This window comes from Calothrix sp. PCC 6303 (assembly GCF_000317435.1).
In the GTDB taxonomy this organism is placed as follows: domain Bacteria; phylum Cyanobacteriota; class Cyanobacteriia; order Cyanobacteriales; family Nostocaceae; genus PCC-6303.
Genome location: NC_019751.1, coordinates 3,140,005 through 3,158,717 on the forward strand (window position 1 = coordinate 3,140,005; position 18,713 = coordinate 3,158,717).

27 protein-coding genes are annotated in these 18,713 nt (G+C 42.4%); 9 read left to right on the forward strand and 18 right to left on the reverse strand.

Annotated elements, in window-relative coordinates; genetic code table 11:
• Window positions 1-217: 217 nt before the first annotated feature.
• From CAL6303_RS12860 to CAL6303_RS12895, 8 genes are all read right to left on the reverse strand, one after another.
• On the reverse strand, window positions 218-1,336 hold the full coding sequence (locus CAL6303_RS12860; protein ID WP_238993808.1) for a site-specific integrase: 1,119 nt from the start codon (window positions 1,334-1,336) through the stop codon (window positions 218-220).
• Entirely contained in the window at window positions 1,314-1,568 is a 255-nt protein-coding gene (locus CAL6303_RS12865) for a hypothetical protein (protein WP_015198246.1), read from the reverse strand. Before CAL6303_RS12865 ends, CAL6303_RS12860 begins: the two co-directional genes overlap by 23 nt.
• A complete protein-coding gene (locus CAL6303_RS12870; protein ID WP_015198247.1) occupies window positions 1,558-2,127 on the reverse strand; it encodes a hypothetical protein in 570 nt (189 codons plus the stop codon). Before CAL6303_RS12870 ends, CAL6303_RS12865 begins: the two co-directional genes overlap by 11 nt.
• Window positions 2,109-2,291, reverse strand: a complete 183-nt coding sequence (locus tag CAL6303_RS12875; RefSeq protein WP_158333147.1) for a hypothetical protein — start codon at window positions 2,289-2,291, stop codon at window positions 2,109-2,111. Before CAL6303_RS12875 ends, CAL6303_RS12870 begins: the two co-directional genes overlap by 19 nt.
• Before the next feature lie 92 nt (window positions 2,292-2,383).
• Complete coding sequence (locus CAL6303_RS12880) at window positions 2,384-2,902, reverse strand: hypothetical protein (RefSeq protein WP_015198249.1); 519 nt, start codon at window positions 2,900-2,902, stop codon at window positions 2,384-2,386.
• A 4-nt stretch (window positions 2,903-2,906) separates the two neighbouring features.
• Window positions 2,907-3,170: a hypothetical protein gene (locus CAL6303_RS12885; RefSeq protein WP_015198250.1), complete on the reverse strand. Its 264-nt coding sequence runs from the start codon at window positions 3,168-3,170 to the stop codon at window positions 2,907-2,909.
• Window positions 3,167-3,625, reverse strand: a complete 459-nt coding sequence (locus tag CAL6303_RS12890; RefSeq protein WP_015198251.1) for a helix-turn-helix domain-containing protein — start codon at window positions 3,623-3,625, stop codon at window positions 3,167-3,169. Before CAL6303_RS12890 ends, CAL6303_RS12885 begins: the two co-directional genes overlap by 4 nt.
• A gap of 90 nt (window positions 3,626-3,715) precedes the next feature.
• Window positions 3,716-4,054, reverse strand: coding sequence for a hypothetical protein (locus tag CAL6303_RS12895; RefSeq protein ID WP_015198252.1), 339 nt, complete (start codon window positions 4,052-4,054; stop codon window positions 3,716-3,718).
• Between the two features lie 157 nt (window positions 4,055-4,211).
• Here CAL6303_RS12895 and CAL6303_RS31460 point away from each other — a divergent pair, with 157 nt between their 5' ends.
• Both CAL6303_RS31460 and CAL6303_RS28500 read left to right on the forward strand, forming a co-directional pair.
• Window positions 4,212-4,343, forward strand: coding sequence for a hypothetical protein (locus CAL6303_RS31460; RefSeq protein WP_255348457.1), 132 nt, complete (start codon window positions 4,212-4,214; stop codon window positions 4,341-4,343).
• 11 nt (window positions 4,344-4,354) lie between these two features.
• Window positions 4,355-4,705 carry a hypothetical protein gene (locus tag CAL6303_RS28500; protein ID WP_015198253.1) on the forward strand — a complete coding sequence of 117 codons (351 nt, stop codon included), beginning with the start codon at window positions 4,355-4,357 and terminating at the stop codon, window positions 4,703-4,705.
• Between the two features lie 57 nt (window positions 4,706-4,762).
• Here the strand turns inward: CAL6303_RS28500 and CAL6303_RS12905 are convergent, their stop codons facing one another.
• The gene (locus tag CAL6303_RS12905) at window positions 4,763-5,074 is read right to left on the reverse strand and encodes a hypothetical protein (protein ID WP_158333148.1); all 312 of its coding nucleotides are present in this window, start codon (window positions 5,072-5,074) and stop codon (window positions 4,763-4,765) included.
• 67 nt (window positions 5,075-5,141) lie between these two features.
• Between CAL6303_RS12905 and CAL6303_RS12910 the strand changes: the two genes are divergently transcribed.
• The 3 genes from CAL6303_RS12910 to CAL6303_RS12925 all read left to right on the forward strand — a co-directional run bounded on the left by CAL6303_RS12910 (window position 5,142) and on the right by CAL6303_RS12925 (window position 8,548).
• Entirely contained in the window at window positions 5,142-5,378 is a 237-nt protein-coding gene (locus CAL6303_RS12910) for a hypothetical protein (protein WP_015198255.1), read from the forward strand.
• Window positions 5,379-5,846: 468 nt separating this feature from the next.
• Complete coding sequence (locus CAL6303_RS28505; protein WP_015198257.1) at window positions 5,847-8,330, forward strand: DnaB-like helicase N-terminal domain-containing protein; 2,484 nt, start codon at window positions 5,847-5,849, stop codon at window positions 8,328-8,330.
• Between the two features lie 50 nt (window positions 8,331-8,380).
• Entirely contained in the window at window positions 8,381-8,548 is a 168-nt protein-coding gene (locus CAL6303_RS12925) for a hypothetical protein (RefSeq protein WP_158333149.1), read from the forward strand.
• Window positions 8,549-8,628: 80 nt separating this feature from the next.
• Here CAL6303_RS12925 and CAL6303_RS12930 read toward each other — a convergent pair whose 3' ends face one another.
• The 8 genes from CAL6303_RS12930 to CAL6303_RS12965 form a co-directional block, all read right to left on the reverse strand.
• Window positions 8,629-8,949 carry a hypothetical protein gene (locus CAL6303_RS12930; protein ID WP_158333150.1) on the reverse strand — a complete coding sequence of 107 codons (321 nt, stop codon included), beginning with the start codon at window positions 8,947-8,949 and terminating at the stop codon, window positions 8,629-8,631.
• A gap of 243 nt (window positions 8,950-9,192) precedes the next feature.
• Window positions 9,193-9,726, reverse strand: coding sequence for an N-acetylmuramoyl-L-alanine amidase (locus CAL6303_RS12935; RefSeq protein ID WP_015198260.1), 534 nt, complete (start codon window positions 9,724-9,726; stop codon window positions 9,193-9,195).
• Window positions 9,723-10,847, reverse strand: coding sequence for a hypothetical protein (locus tag CAL6303_RS12940; RefSeq protein WP_015198261.1), 1,125 nt, complete (start codon window positions 10,845-10,847; stop codon window positions 9,723-9,725). The genes CAL6303_RS12935 and CAL6303_RS12940 overlap by 4 nt, the downstream gene beginning before the upstream one ends.
• Before the next feature lie 2 nt (window positions 10,848-10,849).
• Entirely contained in the window at window positions 10,850-12,352 is a 1,503-nt protein-coding gene (locus tag CAL6303_RS12945) for a hypothetical protein (RefSeq protein ID WP_015198262.1), read from the reverse strand.
• A complete protein-coding gene (locus tag CAL6303_RS12950) occupies window positions 12,352-12,810 on the reverse strand; it encodes a hypothetical protein (RefSeq protein WP_015198263.1) in 459 nt (152 codons plus the stop codon). Before CAL6303_RS12950 ends, CAL6303_RS12945 begins: the two co-directional genes overlap by 1 nt.
• Before the next feature lie 2 nt (window positions 12,811-12,812).
• A complete protein-coding gene (locus CAL6303_RS12955; RefSeq protein WP_015198264.1) occupies window positions 12,813-13,217 on the reverse strand; it encodes a hypothetical protein in 405 nt (134 codons plus the stop codon).
• Window positions 13,218-13,336: 119 nt separating this feature from the next.
• Entirely contained in the window at window positions 13,337-13,591 is a 255-nt protein-coding gene (locus tag CAL6303_RS12960) for a hypothetical protein (protein WP_015198265.1), read from the reverse strand.
• Complete coding sequence (locus CAL6303_RS12965; protein WP_015198266.1) at window positions 13,592-14,275, reverse strand: hypothetical protein; 684 nt, start codon at window positions 14,273-14,275, stop codon at window positions 13,592-13,594. It abuts the gene before it with no gap.
• Window positions 14,276-14,508: 233 nt separating this feature from the next.
• Here CAL6303_RS12965 and CAL6303_RS30330 point away from each other — a divergent pair, with 233 nt between their 5' ends.
• From CAL6303_RS30330 to CAL6303_RS12980, 4 genes are read left to right on the forward strand one after another with little or no spacing between them, the layout of a single operon-like run.
• Window positions 14,509-14,682: a hypothetical protein gene (locus tag CAL6303_RS30330; RefSeq protein WP_015198267.1), complete on the forward strand. Its 174-nt coding sequence runs from the start codon at window positions 14,509-14,511 to the stop codon at window positions 14,680-14,682.
• Window positions 14,676-16,580 (forward strand): hypothetical protein, encoded by a 1,905-nt coding sequence (locus tag CAL6303_RS12970; RefSeq protein WP_015198268.1) that lies wholly within the window; start codon window positions 14,676-14,678, stop codon window positions 16,578-16,580. The genes CAL6303_RS30330 and CAL6303_RS12970 overlap by 7 nt, the downstream gene beginning before the upstream one ends.
• Window positions 16,580-16,906 (forward strand): hypothetical protein, encoded by a 327-nt coding sequence (locus CAL6303_RS12975; protein ID WP_015198269.1) that lies wholly within the window; start codon window positions 16,580-16,582, stop codon window positions 16,904-16,906. Before CAL6303_RS12970 ends, CAL6303_RS12975 begins: the two co-directional genes overlap by 1 nt.
• A 1-nt stretch (window position 16,907) precedes the next feature.
• The gene (locus CAL6303_RS12980; RefSeq protein WP_015198270.1) at window positions 16,908-17,966 is read left to right on the forward strand and encodes a hypothetical protein; all 1,059 of its coding nucleotides are present in this window, start codon (window positions 16,908-16,910) and stop codon (window positions 17,964-17,966) included.
• Here CAL6303_RS12980 and CAL6303_RS12985 read toward each other — a convergent pair.
• A complete protein-coding gene (locus CAL6303_RS12985; RefSeq protein ID WP_015198271.1) occupies window positions 17,963-18,688 on the reverse strand; it encodes a hypothetical protein in 726 nt (241 codons plus the stop codon). The genes CAL6303_RS12980 and CAL6303_RS12985 overlap by 4 nt on opposite strands.
• Between the last annotated feature and the right edge of the window lie 25 nt (window positions 18,689-18,713).

An 18,713-nucleotide genomic window follows, 5' to 3' on the forward strand; every position in this document is an offset into this window, starting at 1 on the left:
TTGGTTGAAATTAAAAACCCCTGAAAGCTATATGTTTCAGGGGTTTGGGTTGTTATGCCAGGAACGAGACTTGAACTCGTGACACGAGGATTTTCAGACACTACGTAGGGTAGTGAAAACCCTGGTATTGCGATAGACAATCTAACCAGGGTAAGCATTTGAGGGAATATTGAGTTATAAGCTGAGGCTATGCAAGGGTTGTGGATTTAGTCAGAATTTAGTCAGGTGGTTTTGGGCGATCGCTTCTGGTCATCAACAGATCATAAGCACGCTGGTGATGACGTTCACTAATCCAGTGGTGGTAGGTTTCGCTATGAACCGCTAACGAATGCCCCATCTGTTGAGCCGCAAGTGTAATATCAAGCCCAAACTCTAAAGTTCGGATTGCCCAAGCATGGCGTAAATCGTAAGGGGAGAATGGTAATTTGTGCCTTGCAAAGTAGTGAGTAACATTGTTCCCTAGTTGGGCGTTAGTTCTCTCTAAATTAGCTTCTGGTAATTTCACTTCTGACAGGTGGAATATTTCAAACCACTCAGGGAAGCAAGCCCAAACACGACGGGAACCCGTTTTACCGTCTAATACGTGAACAATTCGATTACCGCGTTTAATTTCCTCAAAATCAAGCCTGAAAACTTCATGATTACGAAGTCCGTAGGTAGCAAGCATCCCATACAACCACCTCCAAGCCGGATTTACTAATTTTTTATGCCAGTTGGCAATGTCTGCATCAATTGGGATATCTCTAGGAGCTACCCGTCTAGGGCTGTAATTCCCAGATAAGTTGCGTGCATCAAAGTCGATACAGGCAAACTTAGCTAACGCACCCAAAATATTACAGTAACGTTTACGGTTTTTGGTGTCGGGTGGTGTGGTTAAAATTAAACGTCGGAGATTTTCCGGAGTTAATAACTCATTTTGGGGAAGTCGCTTAAATACCTGGAAGTAATCCCCGTGCCAAGTGGTGAGAGATTTTGAGTTTTTTTGTCTGCGGTTGAAGTAATCATCTTCAAAAGCTTGGAGCCACTCACTAATTAGTTTTGGGACTTCTTCCACTATTTCCGCTTTAATATATTCTCCCCAATTAAATTTTCCGGTGTTTAATTTTAACCGGATGGTGTGGGCTTCACTTTCGGCTTGTTTAATGCCGTCCGGGGTGGCGTTGATGTTTAATGATATGCGCTGTTGTTTAGGTTCCCCGTCTCCCATCCGTGGGGGAAGTGTGGCGCGCAATCTTAACTTGCTTCCGTCCTGCTCAATAGTTACTCCCACTTTGGCTGCTTTTAACCTTGCGTTCGCTTGCTGAATGCGATCGCTAATTTCCATTGCCTTGCTCAAATATATTCAAAGAGTAAGTACCAGGCGCAATAAACCCGTATGGGGAAGGGGTATAAGCAACTTTCCCGTCTGCTTTCAGAGAGATAAATGCCTGGTTAAAACTACCGGAATTATATTTATTCACGTTGCGCTTGCTTCTGTCGTTCGCATATTTGATTATCTGCTTGGCTGTTAAAGGGCTGTTTTCCTTAAGGGCTTGAATTATCAAGCCCTCAAGCTCATTACCACTCATTTTCTGTACCCTCCTTTAAAAGTCCTTCTAAAATTTCTTTACCAGTTTGGTAATTTCTTCCCTGAAAACCCAACACCTCCTTAATTACAAAACTTTCAGATTTACCAGTTTCCAGTAAATTTACAACCGCTAAATACAAGCTTCTCCGGTTCCCGGAACTGGGAACTTCGGAACTAGCGTCCTCAGCAACCGTTAACCACAAGGCTTCTAGCGATTCTTTTAACTCATTAATTAGTTCCGGGGTGGAACCATCACCGGAACTAGGTTCCGTTGCATATAGTTGGGCTAATTCACCCTCAAGTTGTTGAGTCTGCAACACTAACTCAGTGTTTCGTAGTTCCTTATTCATGGTGTTCAGGGCAATGGAATTAGCTTCCTCCTCGATGAGCGATTTAGAGACTCGCACCAGTGCAACACCATGCAACAGCGACAGGGATAAGAAAACACCCTTACCGACTTTCCCCACTGGAGACTGAGCCGCTAGCCACATTGTCAATGCACAACCTGCATATATATAGCTTTTATGCCAATTATTGAGGGTTAGTTGCTGGTTAGCCATGTTGTCACGCCTCCTAAAACCAGCGCAACAGCGAAACTAATCAAGCAGGCGTAGAAGTTGAGATCTTTAGCCTTGAAATAGGGGGCGATCGCATCATCACACAACCAGCACACACACCATGCAGCACTGATCAAACCATAAGCCGCACCAACGACACGAAACATATTAGGGTGCAGTGTTCCCAGCCAGGATAACAGGCTGGAAGCACTGCACCCAACCAGGAATAACCCGATTAAATACAGCGCTTTACTAATCATTAGGTTACGGCTTCAATCTTGGCTTTGAGTTCTAAAATGCGCTTATCTGCCTTGCTTTCAGCACGCTCGATGCTTTTACCCATCTGCACATATTCAGGACGTAAGCGGTGTAACTTCCTGGCTAGGCTAGCATTAGAGCGTTGCTTAGTGGTTTCAGATGTTGCAACGGTTTTTTGATAGTTACGGTGTTCGACGTGTACGGTCGAATCTGTTTTTTCTAGGGTTTTCAGTGATTTATACGCTCGTTTCGTCTGTGTTGCTTCTTGTTTTTTTAGTCTGGCTAGCTTTTTGAGGTTGTCGGCTTGTTCCTTCGTAAAGTAAGTGGGACTTGCTACCACCGATTGGGTGCGAATGCTGTCCCAATTATTTTGGTTTAACGGGTTGATGACATTATCATCAGTCGGCTGCAACGCTGTTTCTACGGACAGGTTGTGGTCTCCTTGGTAGGTGCGTTTGTGGGAATTATCGTCATTCCCACCTGTTCCCACCTTGCCCATTACAGTTCCCATGATTCCCATGATTTCAGCCTCCTAGGCATAATTGTTTTTTGATTTGTTCAAACTGTTGCAGCTGCTGTTGCATGTGTCGTAGTTGCTCCTGTTCTGTGGAGTTGTATGTGACTGTTGCCCCCAATGCAACACCAACACCCACTAGGCACACACAAGCAAGTAGCAGAAATGAACTATTAGATTTAGCTGTTGCAACAACTGGGGGCGTGGTTTCCTGGTACATCTCGCCACGAAAGGGAACCACTTTTAATTCTGTTTGTGAACTACTATTTTTCATCCCTGCAACCTCCGTGTGGTGGAGTTGGCAATTAGATGTGTTGCACCTGCTGCAATTGACCGTTGCATTGCCCGTTGCAACACTTCAGCATCCTGTGGTGAGGGATTACTGAGCATTTGTTGAATCCGCTCCACAACTCGCTGAGGAAGTTTCTCAAAATAAATATAGGCGAGTTGTTGGGCTGTCGCTTCTAGAATCGGTTCAATAATTTCCTCACCAGGATTAATGGTTACTGTTTCGGTCGCGGTGGAGAATTCCCCTGATTTAGTTTTGAGGAATTCCACTCCAGCCTCTAGCCATAAAGTTCTACCGCTTTCCTCTTTGATGTAGTGATGTCCTTCTACAAAACAGGTGTAGCGGGATAACCAACTACGAACGGTACTTTCGGCAACTCCTATTTCTTGAGCAACTTCTGGTGTGGTTTTGGTTGATTTTGGGGTTTGTTTAGCAGCCATTTACTGCACCCCCTATTTTTGGGTTAATTTCTGGCATAATTTTCTTATTACTGAAAGGTGTATCAGTTCTTGACCGGGTGATAGGTGACACTATTGCCCGGTTTTGTTGTTTGATTCTGCATAATAGCCACCCCTCAACTGATCTGAAAGTGCGGCAATTAATGCCAGTAGATCAGTGCCTCCCAACTGAGAGAAGCAATCTTGAGAGAGTTGAATAATCCGATTCCCTATATCCCCGTCTGCTTCAAGGCTGAGGCTATTAGCGAGAAAAGCCACCATATATAACTTTTCTCTTTGTGTGAGTGTTTGTAGATGGTTCCCGTGTCGCTCCACCAACCCATCAATAAACGGATCTTCCCCTGGTTGAAAGTCTAGATAGTCCATAATTGGCTCAATGTCGGTGACTAAGTTTATTAGTTGTTGGGTCATGGTTGTTTCTAATTGTTTGTTCCTGGATGTTAAAGTTACGGTTTTTGACTTGTCTCCGCAGAGTGACCTTGGTCATCAGTCACATTACCGTTACTTAAAGTTTTGTTGAGCTTGAAAGCATAAATTCTCAAGGACGGGCTGCTACGTCTAGTTGTATTTGTCAGCCTCTCTAAGTCTGGTTGGATTATGCGATCGCTTTTTTATTACCCAAGATTTACTTTACCAGGGTAATATAAAAGATGTTAGCATTACATCGGTAAAGCAACAAGCTATTACACGGGTAAAATAGGAATGGTTTACATGGGTAATGTGAATGGGTCGGAAAACAAAAACAGCTGCACACGGGCAGAAGAAAAAAGAAGTCTCAATAATGCTGACTCCAGACAGTCTGGATTATTTAGACGCTCAAGCTGTAACACTGGGCATAAGCAGAAGCGAGTTAGTAGAAAGGATGACTCGCGCACAAAAAACTTCGGCGGAGACTCAACTGCTGGGGGAATGCTACGCCACTTAATCAGCAACTACCGTGAACAAGTGGCACAAAAAGATCTAGAAATTCAGGTTGCATTAGAAGAGAAGATTAAGCTTGAGACCAAAATCAAAGAGCTTGAATCTCTAAGAATAGAGCTAGAAACAGCTTCGCCAGAATAAAACCGTCTCACCCTATATAAGGTGAGACGGTTATTTTTGTGCTTATTTCGGCGAGTCCTAAATATTTAATTCCTTTCTCAAGTCATCAAGTGGGGAAGATACCTGAGTTTTTTGTTGGGAGGGTAATGATTGACTAGGATAAAACATTATTTGAAGCACCATTCTTCCTTTCATCCATCCACCGCCACCGATTTGTATTAGTGCTTCCCCATGTACACCATTAAATCCCCAACTCATTTGATCATTCCCTAGCTTACTACCTATTGACTTCTTTATATCTCCAACCTTGGCAGTCGCAGACCCAGTGGGGTTTTGATTAGGGCTAACGTTCACAACGTCCCCATCTTCAAGAACAATTCGATTTTCCACTTTTATAACCCTCATGATTTAACAACCAGTTGCACCTGGTTAATTAAATCGTTCCCAAACAACCACCATGAACAAACAACAAATCAACTTAACCCCTAGTGGTGTTGCACAAGCAGAAGCCCTTGCCGAATTGACCGTCTACCTTGAAAGAGAGTTCAACCTCTCATTTGATGAAGCTCGATGGATGTCAGCAGGCATCATCCACAACCTGACTTGTGCAATTAAAGCAAATCCAGAATCTCATCGTGGACTTTCAGAAATTGCCGGAGAAATCAAAAATCAAAAACATTCCCTCAATAATTAAAGATGAACATCAAGCAACTACGCCACATCATTAAACTCTGGTCATGGAGTGCAATGCACTCTCAGTATTTTCCTAGCTTCCAGATACGTATTACACGAATTATACAAACCACAAGCGACTTTTACCCGATGGAAAATGGCGATGATTTTGGAGGATTACACGTATATTTTTCACGTCCTAGGATACAAGTATACGTTGATTGGAGAGCCGAAAGCGACTTTATAAGCTGCTTTCCGCAGTATGAAAACGCTGAATGGCTATCATTGACTGCCCCGTTTTAACAATTATCCACCTCTCTTATTAAGTAACAACGAGCACAATCATGAATAAATCGCAGAAAAAAGGAATGAGGGACAACTCATTCCACCAACAAAAAATAAATCGAATACTGATATTAATATCTTTTTCTATCAATATTCTACAACAAAAACTATTAGTAATCGCCTTTAACAATGGAGGTGCATACTAATGGTTGCTATTCCTTACAAAGCTGATGTATTAGACTTTACCCCCACACCTAACGAACTTCCCCCAAGAAATGAACAGGCTGAAGATGCGATTTTAGGAGGAATATTACTTGACCCAACTGCGATATTCCGAATTTGGGGACGACTAAAACCGGAACATTTCCAAGTAACTGCGAATAGAGAAATATACAAGGCTTGCTGTAAATTAGCCCGTCAAAATAAACCAACTGATTTACTTTCTCTTAGCAGCTACCTAAACGATAAAAAGCTACTTGCAGAAATTGGCGGAAGAAATAAGCTAGCGAATTTAGTTGAGGGGACAGTATCAGCCGTCAATATTGACGAACTAGCAGCATTAGTTATTGAAAAAGCAGTCAGAAAGGACTTAATCAAGTTAGGGAACGAAACAATTCGCTTAGGGTACGATACCCAAGTAGATATTGAGGAAGTATTAGAAAGCTTCAAGCGTCGAGTTGAGACTGTTGTGGAATTAGAAACAGTCAAAACAGAGGAAGAATTAATTAAGTCCAGACACGATCGCTTAATCGACAAACTCAAGAGAATTTACACCACAGTTGCTGAACCATCCCTGAAACACATGCGGTTAAAGGCTCTAGCAGATGACACCAGGACATCTATCGGCTTTTTAGAGAGTCTTTACCTAAAATCGTTAGTCGGCACCTGCACTAAATTGATGGACTACGAAGACTTGAAACAAGCCGCTGGGTCATCAGTTCGTCGTTGGCTACAACAAGGATTAGTCCCACTTGCCACCACAATATTGCTAGCAGCTGATGGGGGTATTGGGAAAACTAAACTTGTTTACTCCCTTGCTAAAAATTTAATTGAAGGAACCCAATTTGGGGACTTTCTCGCCACTGGTGAAAAGCGTCGCATCCTTTTTTATCAAGGGGATGAGCAAGAAGGGGATATGCTCCAATCTCTCCAGATGCTCGGCTATGAGCAAGGGGACTTAACCAAATACATCAGAATTCGCTTTGGTTGGTCATTTGAGAATATGGCAACCTTGACCCAAGACTTAAACGAGTTCAAACCCGACTTTGTGGTTTTTGACTCACTCAGCTTTGGTTCAAGGTTCTCGACCGTCCGCGAAAGTGACTCAGAATTTGCGCGACCGCTCCTAGAAGCATCCGGGCTAGCTGCACAACACAACTGTACTTTCCTATTTATCCACCACGCCAACAAAGGGGGAGAAGTCAGAGGTACCACCGCAATTAGAAACGCAGTTTCGGAAGTGTGGCGACTAACTAAAAGTAATCAGCCAGAAGATACCCAATACGACCGCGTATTAGAAATAGATAAATCACGTTCCCGTTCATCTGGAAAGCGCTACAAACTGTATTTTGACCCCGATACTTTAGCGTTTAAATTCTTAGGTGAAGAAGTCGCGCCAAACGCTGACGTATCGAGTAGAGGTACCAGAGGCAAAATACTTGAATATTTCCGTCAGCATCCGAATACCAGGTTTACAGCCGAAGAAATCAGCCAGTTTGCTAATATCTCTAGCGGCAACTGTAGACGGACATTAAACGAAATTACCTCCGATGGATTACTTAGTGTTGAGAGGAAGCCAGGTAAAACTAATTGCTACTACTTAGAGTTTACAAACGGTTACAATCTCAATGGCAGTCAAATCATATATTCAACGGAAAATCAAGGGTTACAGCCATTAAGCGTACCACTGATCGATGATCATACTAAGTACCCCGATCACCCTGCCGATCACCCTGCCGATCACCCCTTGAAACTAGATGGGATAAGCGATAGCGGCGACGGTGATCGGGTGATCGGCAAAAATGACCCTGAAAAAAAAGGTACCCCAAAAAATGATGGCGATCAAAACCGATCACCCGATCACCATCGGCTAGAAGACTTGCAAAATATAGGCTCTAGGGGTGATCGGGTGCCTGACCCCCTAACCGATCACCCGATCACCTCCGATCACCCCTCAAATGCCCCTTTAAAGTCAGAATTAATACATGTAGAGGCAAAGCCATCAACTTTAGAGAAAACTGCTACTACAGAGTTATCAGAACCAATTCAACAACCACTATTTCCAGGGCAAGAGACACAGGTACAAACTAAACAGTTAGAACAAATACGCAAAATATATAACACTTGTTTAGGGCAAGTTAAAGCGATGGCGGAAGAAATAGACCCCAAGAATTGGAGATTTACTATCATTACCCCAGATGGAATTAAAGCAGTAGAGAAAACTGAAAAATTAGGGGCTTACAAACCAGACAATAAGCTGAAAAATGTCTTAGACAATTGGCTGAAATCGTTAACCTTTGAGGTTATCAAAACTGATTGTTCCCCTACTCAGTGGGTGTCTGGCTGTAAGTGGGTGGAATCAATCGACCACCACAACGCTATGCAAAAACGCCATAAGTTCATTACCCCCGATGGAACCCTGATTGATGCGTTTGGGTTCGGATGCGATCGCATCCGGGTGATGTCATGATTTTAATGTTTCCCCCTTCAAGTTGCCCTGATTGTGGAGGGGAAAAACTCGTGATTGAGAATGGAGATTCTTTCTTCTGCGAGGAATGTGGTTATGTGGGGTACATTCCAGAAGTTGATCTAGACATTAATGATCCAGATTTTCATGACCATTACGAAGATGGGACACCTGTTATAGAGCCAACAGATAAGACTCCGAACATCAACTCCGAACATTAACTCCGAACAAAAAAGCGATCGCCTAGAGAAAGCGATCGCTTAGATGGTGTCGTTAATTTATGAGGGGTCAAACTCTATTCCTATTCAGGATTATAGATCGCCTTGATTTCCTCAATTGCACCTGAGATATTCTCCGATTGCTGCATAGTGCTTTCCAGTAAACTTTCTACAGCTTCAATGGCGGCTGTTGTCTCCTGATTACTGCCATCAAGGAGCGCGGTCAATTCTTCCACCTTCTCGTTGAGTTGGGTGATAGTTTCTTGCTGTGCAACCGACAAAGTTACAAGCCCGCCTACTTGTTCACGTTCTTCAGTCGATGCAGCCACTAAAGCTTGAATCTTCTCATTGCTGACTGCTTGACCTGCTTGTAACTCTTGAATCTTTTCTAATAAAGTAGCCATCGTTGTCTCCAATAAAGTAATAATTTTTGATTCTAAATTCCTAAAAGCTAGCTCGAAACCAGCGGCTAGGAATTGGATTATGCTTTCACTAACCATCTTTATTCCCCAAAATAAAAGCGATCGCTACAGGGCTATACGATCGCTTAAGTGGAAAAATCTTACATATGAGGGATACCCGTCAAACCAGAGAAACCGGGTATACTGGCTATCTTTGTGCAACTGGTACAAGTATACCCAGTAATTCTACGACTGGCTAGTGATTTGTAGGCAGTCATCTAAACCCTTGAAAATAGCGCTAGCAATCTGTTTAGCTTTCAACTTCTCCCAAAGCTGGCAGTCTGCTGCATTGTCAATAAAGCACACCTCTATCAAAATCGCGGGCATATTAGTTTTTCGCAGTACCAGAAACCCGCGCTCCTTTACCCCACGATTGCGAAAGCCCAAAGCACACAAAGGTGCAAGAACAGACGCGGCTAATTTCTTCCCTTCTGGACTAATAGCGAAAATCTCGGAACCAGTTCCACCACCAGCGTTGTGGTGAATGCTGATGAAATAATCAGCTTTTGCAGCATTCGCGATCGCGCATCTTCTCGAAAGCGATTCTGTCACTGATTTAACTCGCGTTGTTGGACGGCAGTTAACAACCTCCACCCCCGCATCAATTAACAACCAACTTAACTCATTGTATATGTCTTGATTTAAATCCTGTTCAATCAAAAAACCCTCAGCGCCTGTATCTGGAGGGCATTTGTGACCGGGGTCAATTGCTATTTTCATAAAAATCTTAATAAGGTGTAAATTTTGGGCGTTGCGGCAGTAGCTCCATTTACAAACCTGATTCTGTAATAGCGCAGAGGTGTTTCTTGCTGATACACCACCGAAGTGTTAGCCGCGCAAGCTTGACCGGGGAACGGAAAGAAAGTAAGGGCATCTGCTGACCAATCAACAAAAAGTGTCCCTGTTTGGTCGCTGTTTACAAACACAGTTAAATTTTTTCTTCCGGCGGTATCCTTACTTGCCCCTGTAAAAGTTGCATTAGCTAACAAAGTCGCTATTGTTTCTGTTGAATATACAACGTTGTCAAGTGCTGTAATTGTCCCGATTGTACTTACTGCAATAGCCCCATTAATTGAAAAGTTCCCGCCAACCCCAATTACTGGGATTGCCTCGCTACCGACAGTACTCCCACGACCTCCAGTTATTTCAGCCGATAATAATTCCGGTATTTGATAAGAAAAACTATCGACAAAAACAGTAGTATTGCTGACAACCCCACTGTTTTCAACTCGAACTTGAATAAAATATTCAAGATTTGGATCGGGAATTTTTCTATTCCTAGAATAACTAGAAGCCCTTGCATTTCCTGCCTCAAGATTTCGTGTCGCGAATATTACCTCATTAAGTCCTATGTCAATCTCGTAAAGTGCGTATGTAGATGTAGCATTCGCTGTATTAACAGCAATTGCGCTTCCAGCTATGCCAAAGTTAGCGACAGATGGAATCGAGTTATTCGGATTTGTGCCGTTAAAACTCCATCTTGCATAATTTTCTCCAGCGCTATCAACTATTTCGATGATGAAATTTTGATTTGCAATTCTTTGAGACAAGTAAAAAACGAAGCTAAGTCTTACAGGAATTGAAAAGCTTTTTTTTGATCTGATTATGGTAGAACCAGTACTGGTTCCAGTGTTGATCTGTAATTCTGAATTGCTGACAGTAATTGCTTGACCACTGCCAAGTTGAATTACTTCCCAATTATCAGCATTTAAAGTACCACCAGAAAAATCGTCCCGAAATTTTGATCTAATGCCCTTGATTAAGGCAGGATTTTCAGAGCTAGGAATTGCTTGCAGAATGTTTTCTAATACATCCCTCGCCCAATCTACAAATAAAGGCATTCTTATTTCCTCACAAGACGATAATTAAGCAAAACGCCCATCCTTATATTTGGTGCGGTTCCGTTCTTCTGAAAAAGAATATTTATTCTCTCTCCGGCATTGAAAGAATGCAAGCTATTTATTTCAAATATTTTAGAAATGTTGTCCTCTAAAATAGCTTCAGAATTAAAAATCACACTTCCAGCGCTTTGTGTTGATAAAATCAACTGCCAATTGTTGGTTGCATTCATAGTAGAAGTGTTGTAATCGCAATGCAAAATCACCTCTGAAAACAAGTAATCATATCTAAAATCAATAGGGATGACATAATTAGCAGTTGCTCCTATAGTGCTATTTGGAGCCGCTAAGGGAACAGAATGTTTAGTAATTGACAGCCATTCGTTATTTAGAAAAACCCAACTTTCAACTAAATTATTTGTGTTCATTTCATGCCAAATAAGACCGGGAAAGGGGTCTAGTGGCATGGTTGAAGAAGTAACAACGTTGCTTCTTGGTTGCAAAGATTCAATTAATTCAGTTAGCCCGGTAATTTCAGCGGGTTCATGACCGTGAACTATTGCAGCTTTACCAGCTAACGCGGTTATAACTTCGGATGCGATCGCTTTTTCATTCAAAGCAGTTTGTAGCCCGGTCACGTCTCCAATTGCGTGCCCGTGAACCGTGGCAGCTTTACCAGCTAGCGCAATTACAACTTCGGAGGCGATCGCTTTTTCAGCTAACTCCGCTCCTAGTCCGGTCACATCACTAATACCGTGCCCGTGAACAGTTGGGGCTTTAGCTAATAATGCGGCTTCCACTTCGGAGGCGATCGCTTTTTCAGCTAACTCCGCTTCCAGCCCGGTCACATCTGATATTTGATGCCCGTGAACAGTGGGAGCTTTACCAGCTAGCGCGGCTTCCACTTCGGAGGCAATCGCTTTCTCTGACAACTCCACTTCCAGTCCGGTCACATCTGATATTTGATGCCCGTGAACTGTTGGAGCTTTATCTAATAGTGCCGATTCGACTTCGGATGTGATCGCTTTTTGCTCTAAAGCACTTTCAAGCCCATTAATACTAGAAATATCGTGATTATGAATCGTTGGAGCCTTTTGCTCTAAAGCACTTTCTACTTCGGATGCGATCGCTTTTTCAGCCAACTCCGCTTCCAGCCCTTCGACCTCAGATATAGGCAAGGGTAAATTTATAGCCAAGTCAATCAACTCCTCAATTTTAATAGTCCAATTAGTACCGACAACTCTATCTAGCCGTTGCACTGCTAACCTTCGCTCACTTACTCCCTCTGGCATGACTATAAGTTGCCCTTCCACCGCGCCCAACTTATAGCCCATCAACCGACGGTCAAAAACTATATCTTCGGTCTCTTGCCCAATTACAGCCCGCAAAGCATCAGGAGGTTGATTATCTATTTGATGGGTAATTCTAAACAAATTTGAATTAGTTAATTCTGTATATGCCCAATTCTGAGCTAAAGTAATAGCCCCAATTTCGCGCCAAAACAACATCAAAAGCCACCTGCTAAATCGTCAATTTTGTCCTCAAGTCTTTGTAGCGTCGCGGGGATGTCGTTAGGGTCATAACTGCTGATATCCCCTTGATACTCCCAAATTGCAATTGAGATATCCTTGATCCAACGCGGGAAAGCATAATTTAACGTGTAACTACTGGCTAAATCTAAGCTGAATTTAAACAAATTTAGCTTATTTAAGAACACTCTTTGATTAGTAAGTGTCGCATCATTATTATTTTCAATAGTTAGCCCAGTATATATTTTTTGACTTACCCACCCCCCTGTTACCCACTTAGGGGGAGAATTAAAGCTACTGGTGGAAATAGCCACCAAAGATTTATCAAAAGTGACAGGGATATCAATTGCAGGCAATGGAACAAATCTAATACCATTGGTGGCAACAGTGAAATTCTGTTGATAATTCTGTTGCCACAGGGAAGAATTAAGCGACATAGTTAAGGGCTAATGGTGCGAGCCTTGACCTTTCCTAGCTCTATTAATAATTGCTTTTGAAAGCAATCAGGGAAACACACTAAATCGATTTCATCATTAATTAAATTCCAGTGTGTCCCGTCATCATGGACGAAACGATAAATCGACCATTGCTTATTTAAAAAGCTAAAAATAGCAAATACGCCTTTATTCAAGGACTGATTAAACTGAATATTTAATAATGCTTGAATGTCTAGCGCTAAGACTTCATTTAAGCTTTTTTGGAAGTCAGCTTGTAGAATTGCCATTGCTTGGCTATCTGCTTCCTCTCTAGCCGCAACCACCGACGAATGCTTGCTTTTCCAGTCAGAATAAGCAGAATCAACCAATACATCTAAATTTGGTTTAGCAGGGATAACTATTTGCATCGTTTGTACTCTGTCCTAGATATTTTTGAGAAAATTTATATATTTTTTGGAAATTTTCCAAAATTTTAAATAACTGGGATGATGCACATTGAACCACCCTAAATCATCGCCGCAACAGCTTAGGGAACGAAAATTAAATCATCGTCTTCCATTTCCGCCTCTCTCGCATCCAGTTCCCCGTCCTCGCAATATTCCTCTAACTCATCTTCGTTGACGATTTCCAGCAGCCCACTACCATCAGCCCGCACTACGAAAGCAAAATCAGAGTGTTTATTTGCAAACTCCCTCCAGTCTGGAGGGAGTTTAGATTGCAAGTAGTAATTAAAGTCGGGATGACCGGGAAGAATCAGCCCTTCTTCGGTTTCTATCAGCATCTATGGGGTTACAGCAAGCGCGAATACAGATTCATCAGTCAGGATCGAAAAACCAGCGGTTGCTAGAGCGTCTTTATTAGCGGTTGAGTAGAAGGTGCTAAAAATTCCACCTCCACTAACTTCTATTGCTGCTTTACCAGGACGGGGAATAGTGGAACCTGATACTAATTTTCCCCTTTCCGCCGGACTAATTGACCCTAGTCCAGCAGAATTTGTTAACCCTAATGGTTCTGCATAGGTGGTGTAATCTGCTTTATTCATTGGGTAGCAGTAGAGTGACCCGTCAGAAAGGGTCGCAATCGCGGTTAAAGTATTTTTACTTGAGGTTTCGGGTCTTAAATTAACACCCCTTCTCTGCTTGGTTACATTCCAGCCACCAGACATCGCATTAGTAAGGGTTTCCGAAGAACAGAAGGTGCTAACCGATTGTTGAGAGCCAACTCCGGCATTGGCTATTCTTTTAGTAACGCGGTTTGGCTTTGGCGTATTTGCCCCAATCACACGGATAGAGCCAGCAGGGGGAGTAAAATCACCCAACAAATGTCCCAATTGCGCTACGAGGTTAGCAGTTGTAATCCCTGCAAGATTGTTAAAGTCCTTGGTTTTGAACCCATAGAGTAAGGTCGGGTAAACCGCTACATAGGTTAAAATGTCGCGCTTTTTGCCTCTAGTATAAACAGCCATTTAGATTTATTTGATTAGTATAAAAGTCTACACAAATATACCATTTAGGGTAAAATCAGATCTTCCACAAACCCTAGGGTTTTATTTTTTTCGCGTTGGGCGGTTTCGTGGCGCTTTACCCAGTATCCACGGGCTTTGTTTCCAGCTACCCCCTATTAGAAACAAACCCCTATTAAGCAACCCTACCATTTAGCAAGCAAAATTAAAAGCTAAAAACACGGAGATAAAATTAGATGCTTAGTCCTTTTTCCCGCATGGTGCAGTACGAGAATCTTTTAGAAGACTTTGCGATGCCTTACTCAGTCTTTGGCAGCATCGACCGGGAAAACTTACTAGAGAAATATAAAAAGCTTTCTAACAAGCCAACGCATTACTTAGAAACGAGATATCAGCACTGGCAATGGTAAAACAACGATTTACACTTCCTTTCCAGCTTCCCTTCCCCTTCCAAAGACCTCCCACGTCTCCCCCGTCTTTCCCTGGTATGGGGATTTACGGGGTTAGGTTGCCCACACCTGACAATATTCGTCAGGGTATTTTTGATGCCGGGGTCGTTGGTTATAAAGTGGATATCGTTGCAGATAACTGTAATACAGCAATTAGTGTTGCCCCTAGGTATTTGTCAGTGAGGTTCCCACCTGTTCAAATCGTCCATAGAAATCCTTATTGCAGAGAGAGACAGTACCCGCCCGTACAACTCCCAATCCCCGATGACAAAGAAGAACCGGGGGAAATGGATGAAGGGTGCGGGGTTGGGATGTATTTCGTTTATGAAAATTATCGCCTGTCATACGGGGATGGAGGCTTAGAAAGGAATGCGGCGTTTACTCGTTATGTGCGAGGGGAAGTTTTTAGAGATTTAGTTGAGCTTAATTTTAGGCGAGACATCAACAACGATTTTGTGGAGATTGGGGAATTTAATGGAGAAGGCTATCACATCGCCGCGACCTTAAATGTTCGCACCTTTGTAAAATTCAACACGTCAAACGCGAGAGATAATAACATCACAGTGGAGGATTGGGCTGCATCCGGGGGAATTCCTGGAAACCCCAACGAGCTTAACAGTATTTGGAGCAAGGAACAACAGGGAAATGTTACTTATTTTTTTAGAGCCGGGGGGCGTTTTATTGGTGGCGCTGGGGGTATAGAGACAGATAGTAGCTACACTCCCTTAATTGTCAACGAAAATCTAGATGATTTCAGGCTAGATGATTTCAGGGCTAATTTTGCAACAGCTAACAGACAATCAAGCACGAAACAAGATCAGACATTTATCCAATATGATAAGCCTTTCACCGAAACGATTATTAGTGATTACGCCCCAAGAAAACCAGAGCTCGTAGAGCAAGGAACCACGGTTTTTGGAACTCGTTTTTTTGTTTATTCTTGTTATGAATTATCCTTCGATGCCGAAAGGGTTAGAGCTAGAGAATTATGCGTCAAGTCACCACCACCACCCCCTGATATGAGTTGTAATTGTTGTCCCAATATTCAGCAGAATGATGAACTATTGCGCTTGATTCTAAAGCGCATCGGCACCCCGGTTAGTGTACAGATTTTCGACGAAAATTTAGAGAGGGAAGGAAGTCAACAAGCAACAAAGACTCCTGAAACTTTGTTTAAAGCAAGTAAGTTAGCAGTAGAACGAACTGAGATATCAAACCGTCTAATAGGTATTGAAAATTTCCCCGTTAAGGTTCCCGATACGATGATTGAGCCTTTTAAAGAGGGGATATTTGAAAATATATTTGGGTTTTTCGAAGGGGAGAAAGAGCGCTCACTCAAAAGCGTTACAGAGCTTATAGCCTGGATGGCAGAACAAGACAGTGCAGTATTAGGACAATTTCATCAAGTGGTGGAATTCGAGCAGGATTTTGATGGCGACGGGAATATTCAAAAGGAAACCGTCGTCTTACCCAACGTTGCGGAAACATTGAAAGAAGTTATTTTATTGTTAGTCCAACTCGCTAACAACGAGGGGACAAAAGTTCACGCGCTAGCTAAAATCCTGATTGAAATTAGCAATATTAAAGCTAATTTATTTAAAACCATGAATACAGTTGTTGATATTCAGGATTACTTGGATTATCCAACACTAACAAAAACCGTAGAAGTTCCCTTGGCTGTTGATTTAACCCTAGACAAAGAGACCCAAGATTTTGTTGATTTCTTCAAAGAGTCAAAGGGGAAAATTACTTATGAAGACTGGGACGGTACTAATTCACTCCATGACAACATGCTGGATTTAATGCAGATGGCTACTATGTTACGCGCAATCCTTTATCAAAGGACGGAGCAAGAATAATGGCAGATCCGAAACCAAATCCCCAAGCTGAAAAAATCAGCAGAAGGATGAAGGCTAAAGTTGACAAGCTGGAGAAAATTAGCGACGTATTAACCGATAAACAACTTCCAGAAGGGAAGATTGGAGAGAAACTCCGCAGACAAAGGGAACTAGAAAGAGATACCAAAAAAGGTGCAGCGGCAAGAAATAAAAAGTTTAAAGAGTTTGACGACTGGCTGGACCGTCAAGAACTGATTAATAATTCTCGCCAAGGTGCGGGGGATGAAGTCCCCTACGTCAAAATCACTAGATTAGTTGCCACTACCAAAGACGGGAGACTTTTATAAAATGCCATTACCTTTAGTATTAGGGAAAGCCGCAATGTGGGGGGCTAAAGCAGCCGTGGGGCTTGCTGTTAGCTATGCTTGCGAAAAAGCTGTAGACAAAGCTACAGGACAAGAGAACAACCCTGTGGGGCTTGCCTGCTATTTAGTAGGGGGTGGAGCGCTAGGGAAAGCGGGTAAAAAGGGTATTACAAAATTAGTGGTAAAACAGCCCACTGTCAGCCGTGCCATTACGAAAAACTTTTTCGGGCAAGCCGTTACCGGGTTGATCAAGTTGCCTTTTCGTGGGTTAGGAAGAGTTGGGCGATTAGTGGGAGGTTTAACGCGGAGAGTTCTACGGAATCATTTAGTTCAAGCGGGAATATTTGTAGGGATATTGAGCGCTACCATCAACACCACTAATTTTATAGTTAACTTTAATATCAACGCTTCCGATGAGGAATTACTCAAGCAAATTGAAGCACGCATCAACAGTTTTTACGGGTTGTTTGGTGCAGCGGTCGGCAGTTCTTTAGGCTATTTGATGTGTGGCGCGTTGCCGGGGACGGTTGCATTTGCTTTTAATCCTGCTGTAGGAGCTTTGATTATGCGTGACTTAGATGAAGAAGCGAGAAGCGATATATATGCCCAAGCTGGAGCAATTGGGCGGTTAAGTTTTCAGACTTTAGTCAACGCAGAGTTAACTAGGCAATTTATGAACGCTCGACGTTACCTTAAACGTGACCCCAACCACCCAGTTACAAAAATCCTTAAAAATATTATGGGTAAAAAGACTTTTGAAAATTGGGGAAAGTCTAACCAGCCTAGTTTTACTATTAGTGAAAATGTCATCAATAAATCAATTGATGACAATATTAAGGACAAGGGATTAAAACAATTTACAGAGGAATTATTAGAGAATTTTACAGAGGCTTGTATTGAATCTGGGTTCTTAATTGCTCAGAATTTAGATAGTGCAATTGCTGCTAACGTCCTTGCTCAACGTCAAATAATTGGTAAACCTGTGGAGGTCTCAATCCAATTAAATGCACCCCAACCCCCAACTCCAAGACGAAGAAATTAAACCACATCAATATTGAAGGCGTTATTAAGTATCTGTTTATAATCCTTGGGCGGTTTATCCGTCCACAAAGGAATTCTCTGGCTACCTCTTTTAGCGTAGTCTCCCCTTAATGTTGATAGTTTCCTGGTGGCGATTTCATCGCGGTAAATTCGCTGTTGAGTCGCGTCAATTTTCTTGGAATTGACGATGATAAAATTAGCAGGATAAATTCGCGCTGGTTTAATTTCTAAGGTTTGACCAGATGCCCTTCTACCTGCTTTTGTTAGCTGGATGACTGAAATGGAGGTTACTTTCGCTTTTGTCAATTCCAGCATGTTATCAAGCTGTTTTGATGCGATGGCTTTAGTTGCCCCTCTAACATGCATCTGACGATTATTGTCTAATTTGGCTAACGCTAAATATTCCCCCCATTCGTACCCGTTCGCGCCACCAGCTAACTGTTTAATGGTTTCCCACTTAAGTTTACTTTTATAAACATCTGGAATATTACATTCCGCTTTAATAAAACGCTTTCCAACGGGGGCTTGAAAAGGTGGCTCTTTAGCTGAATACCAAACTATCTTCATGGTTAAAAGGCTAGGAACTGCCTTAATATTTTCCTCCAACGGTTCCCCCACAAATTGCCCGATGTCGCGGTTATTCAACATCTGACTAATGCCCATCAACATGGTAATGATGGGTTTTACAGTTTCTTCACTACCGCTGACAATAATTTCTTCCATAGTTTTATTCTAATTTCCAAATAAA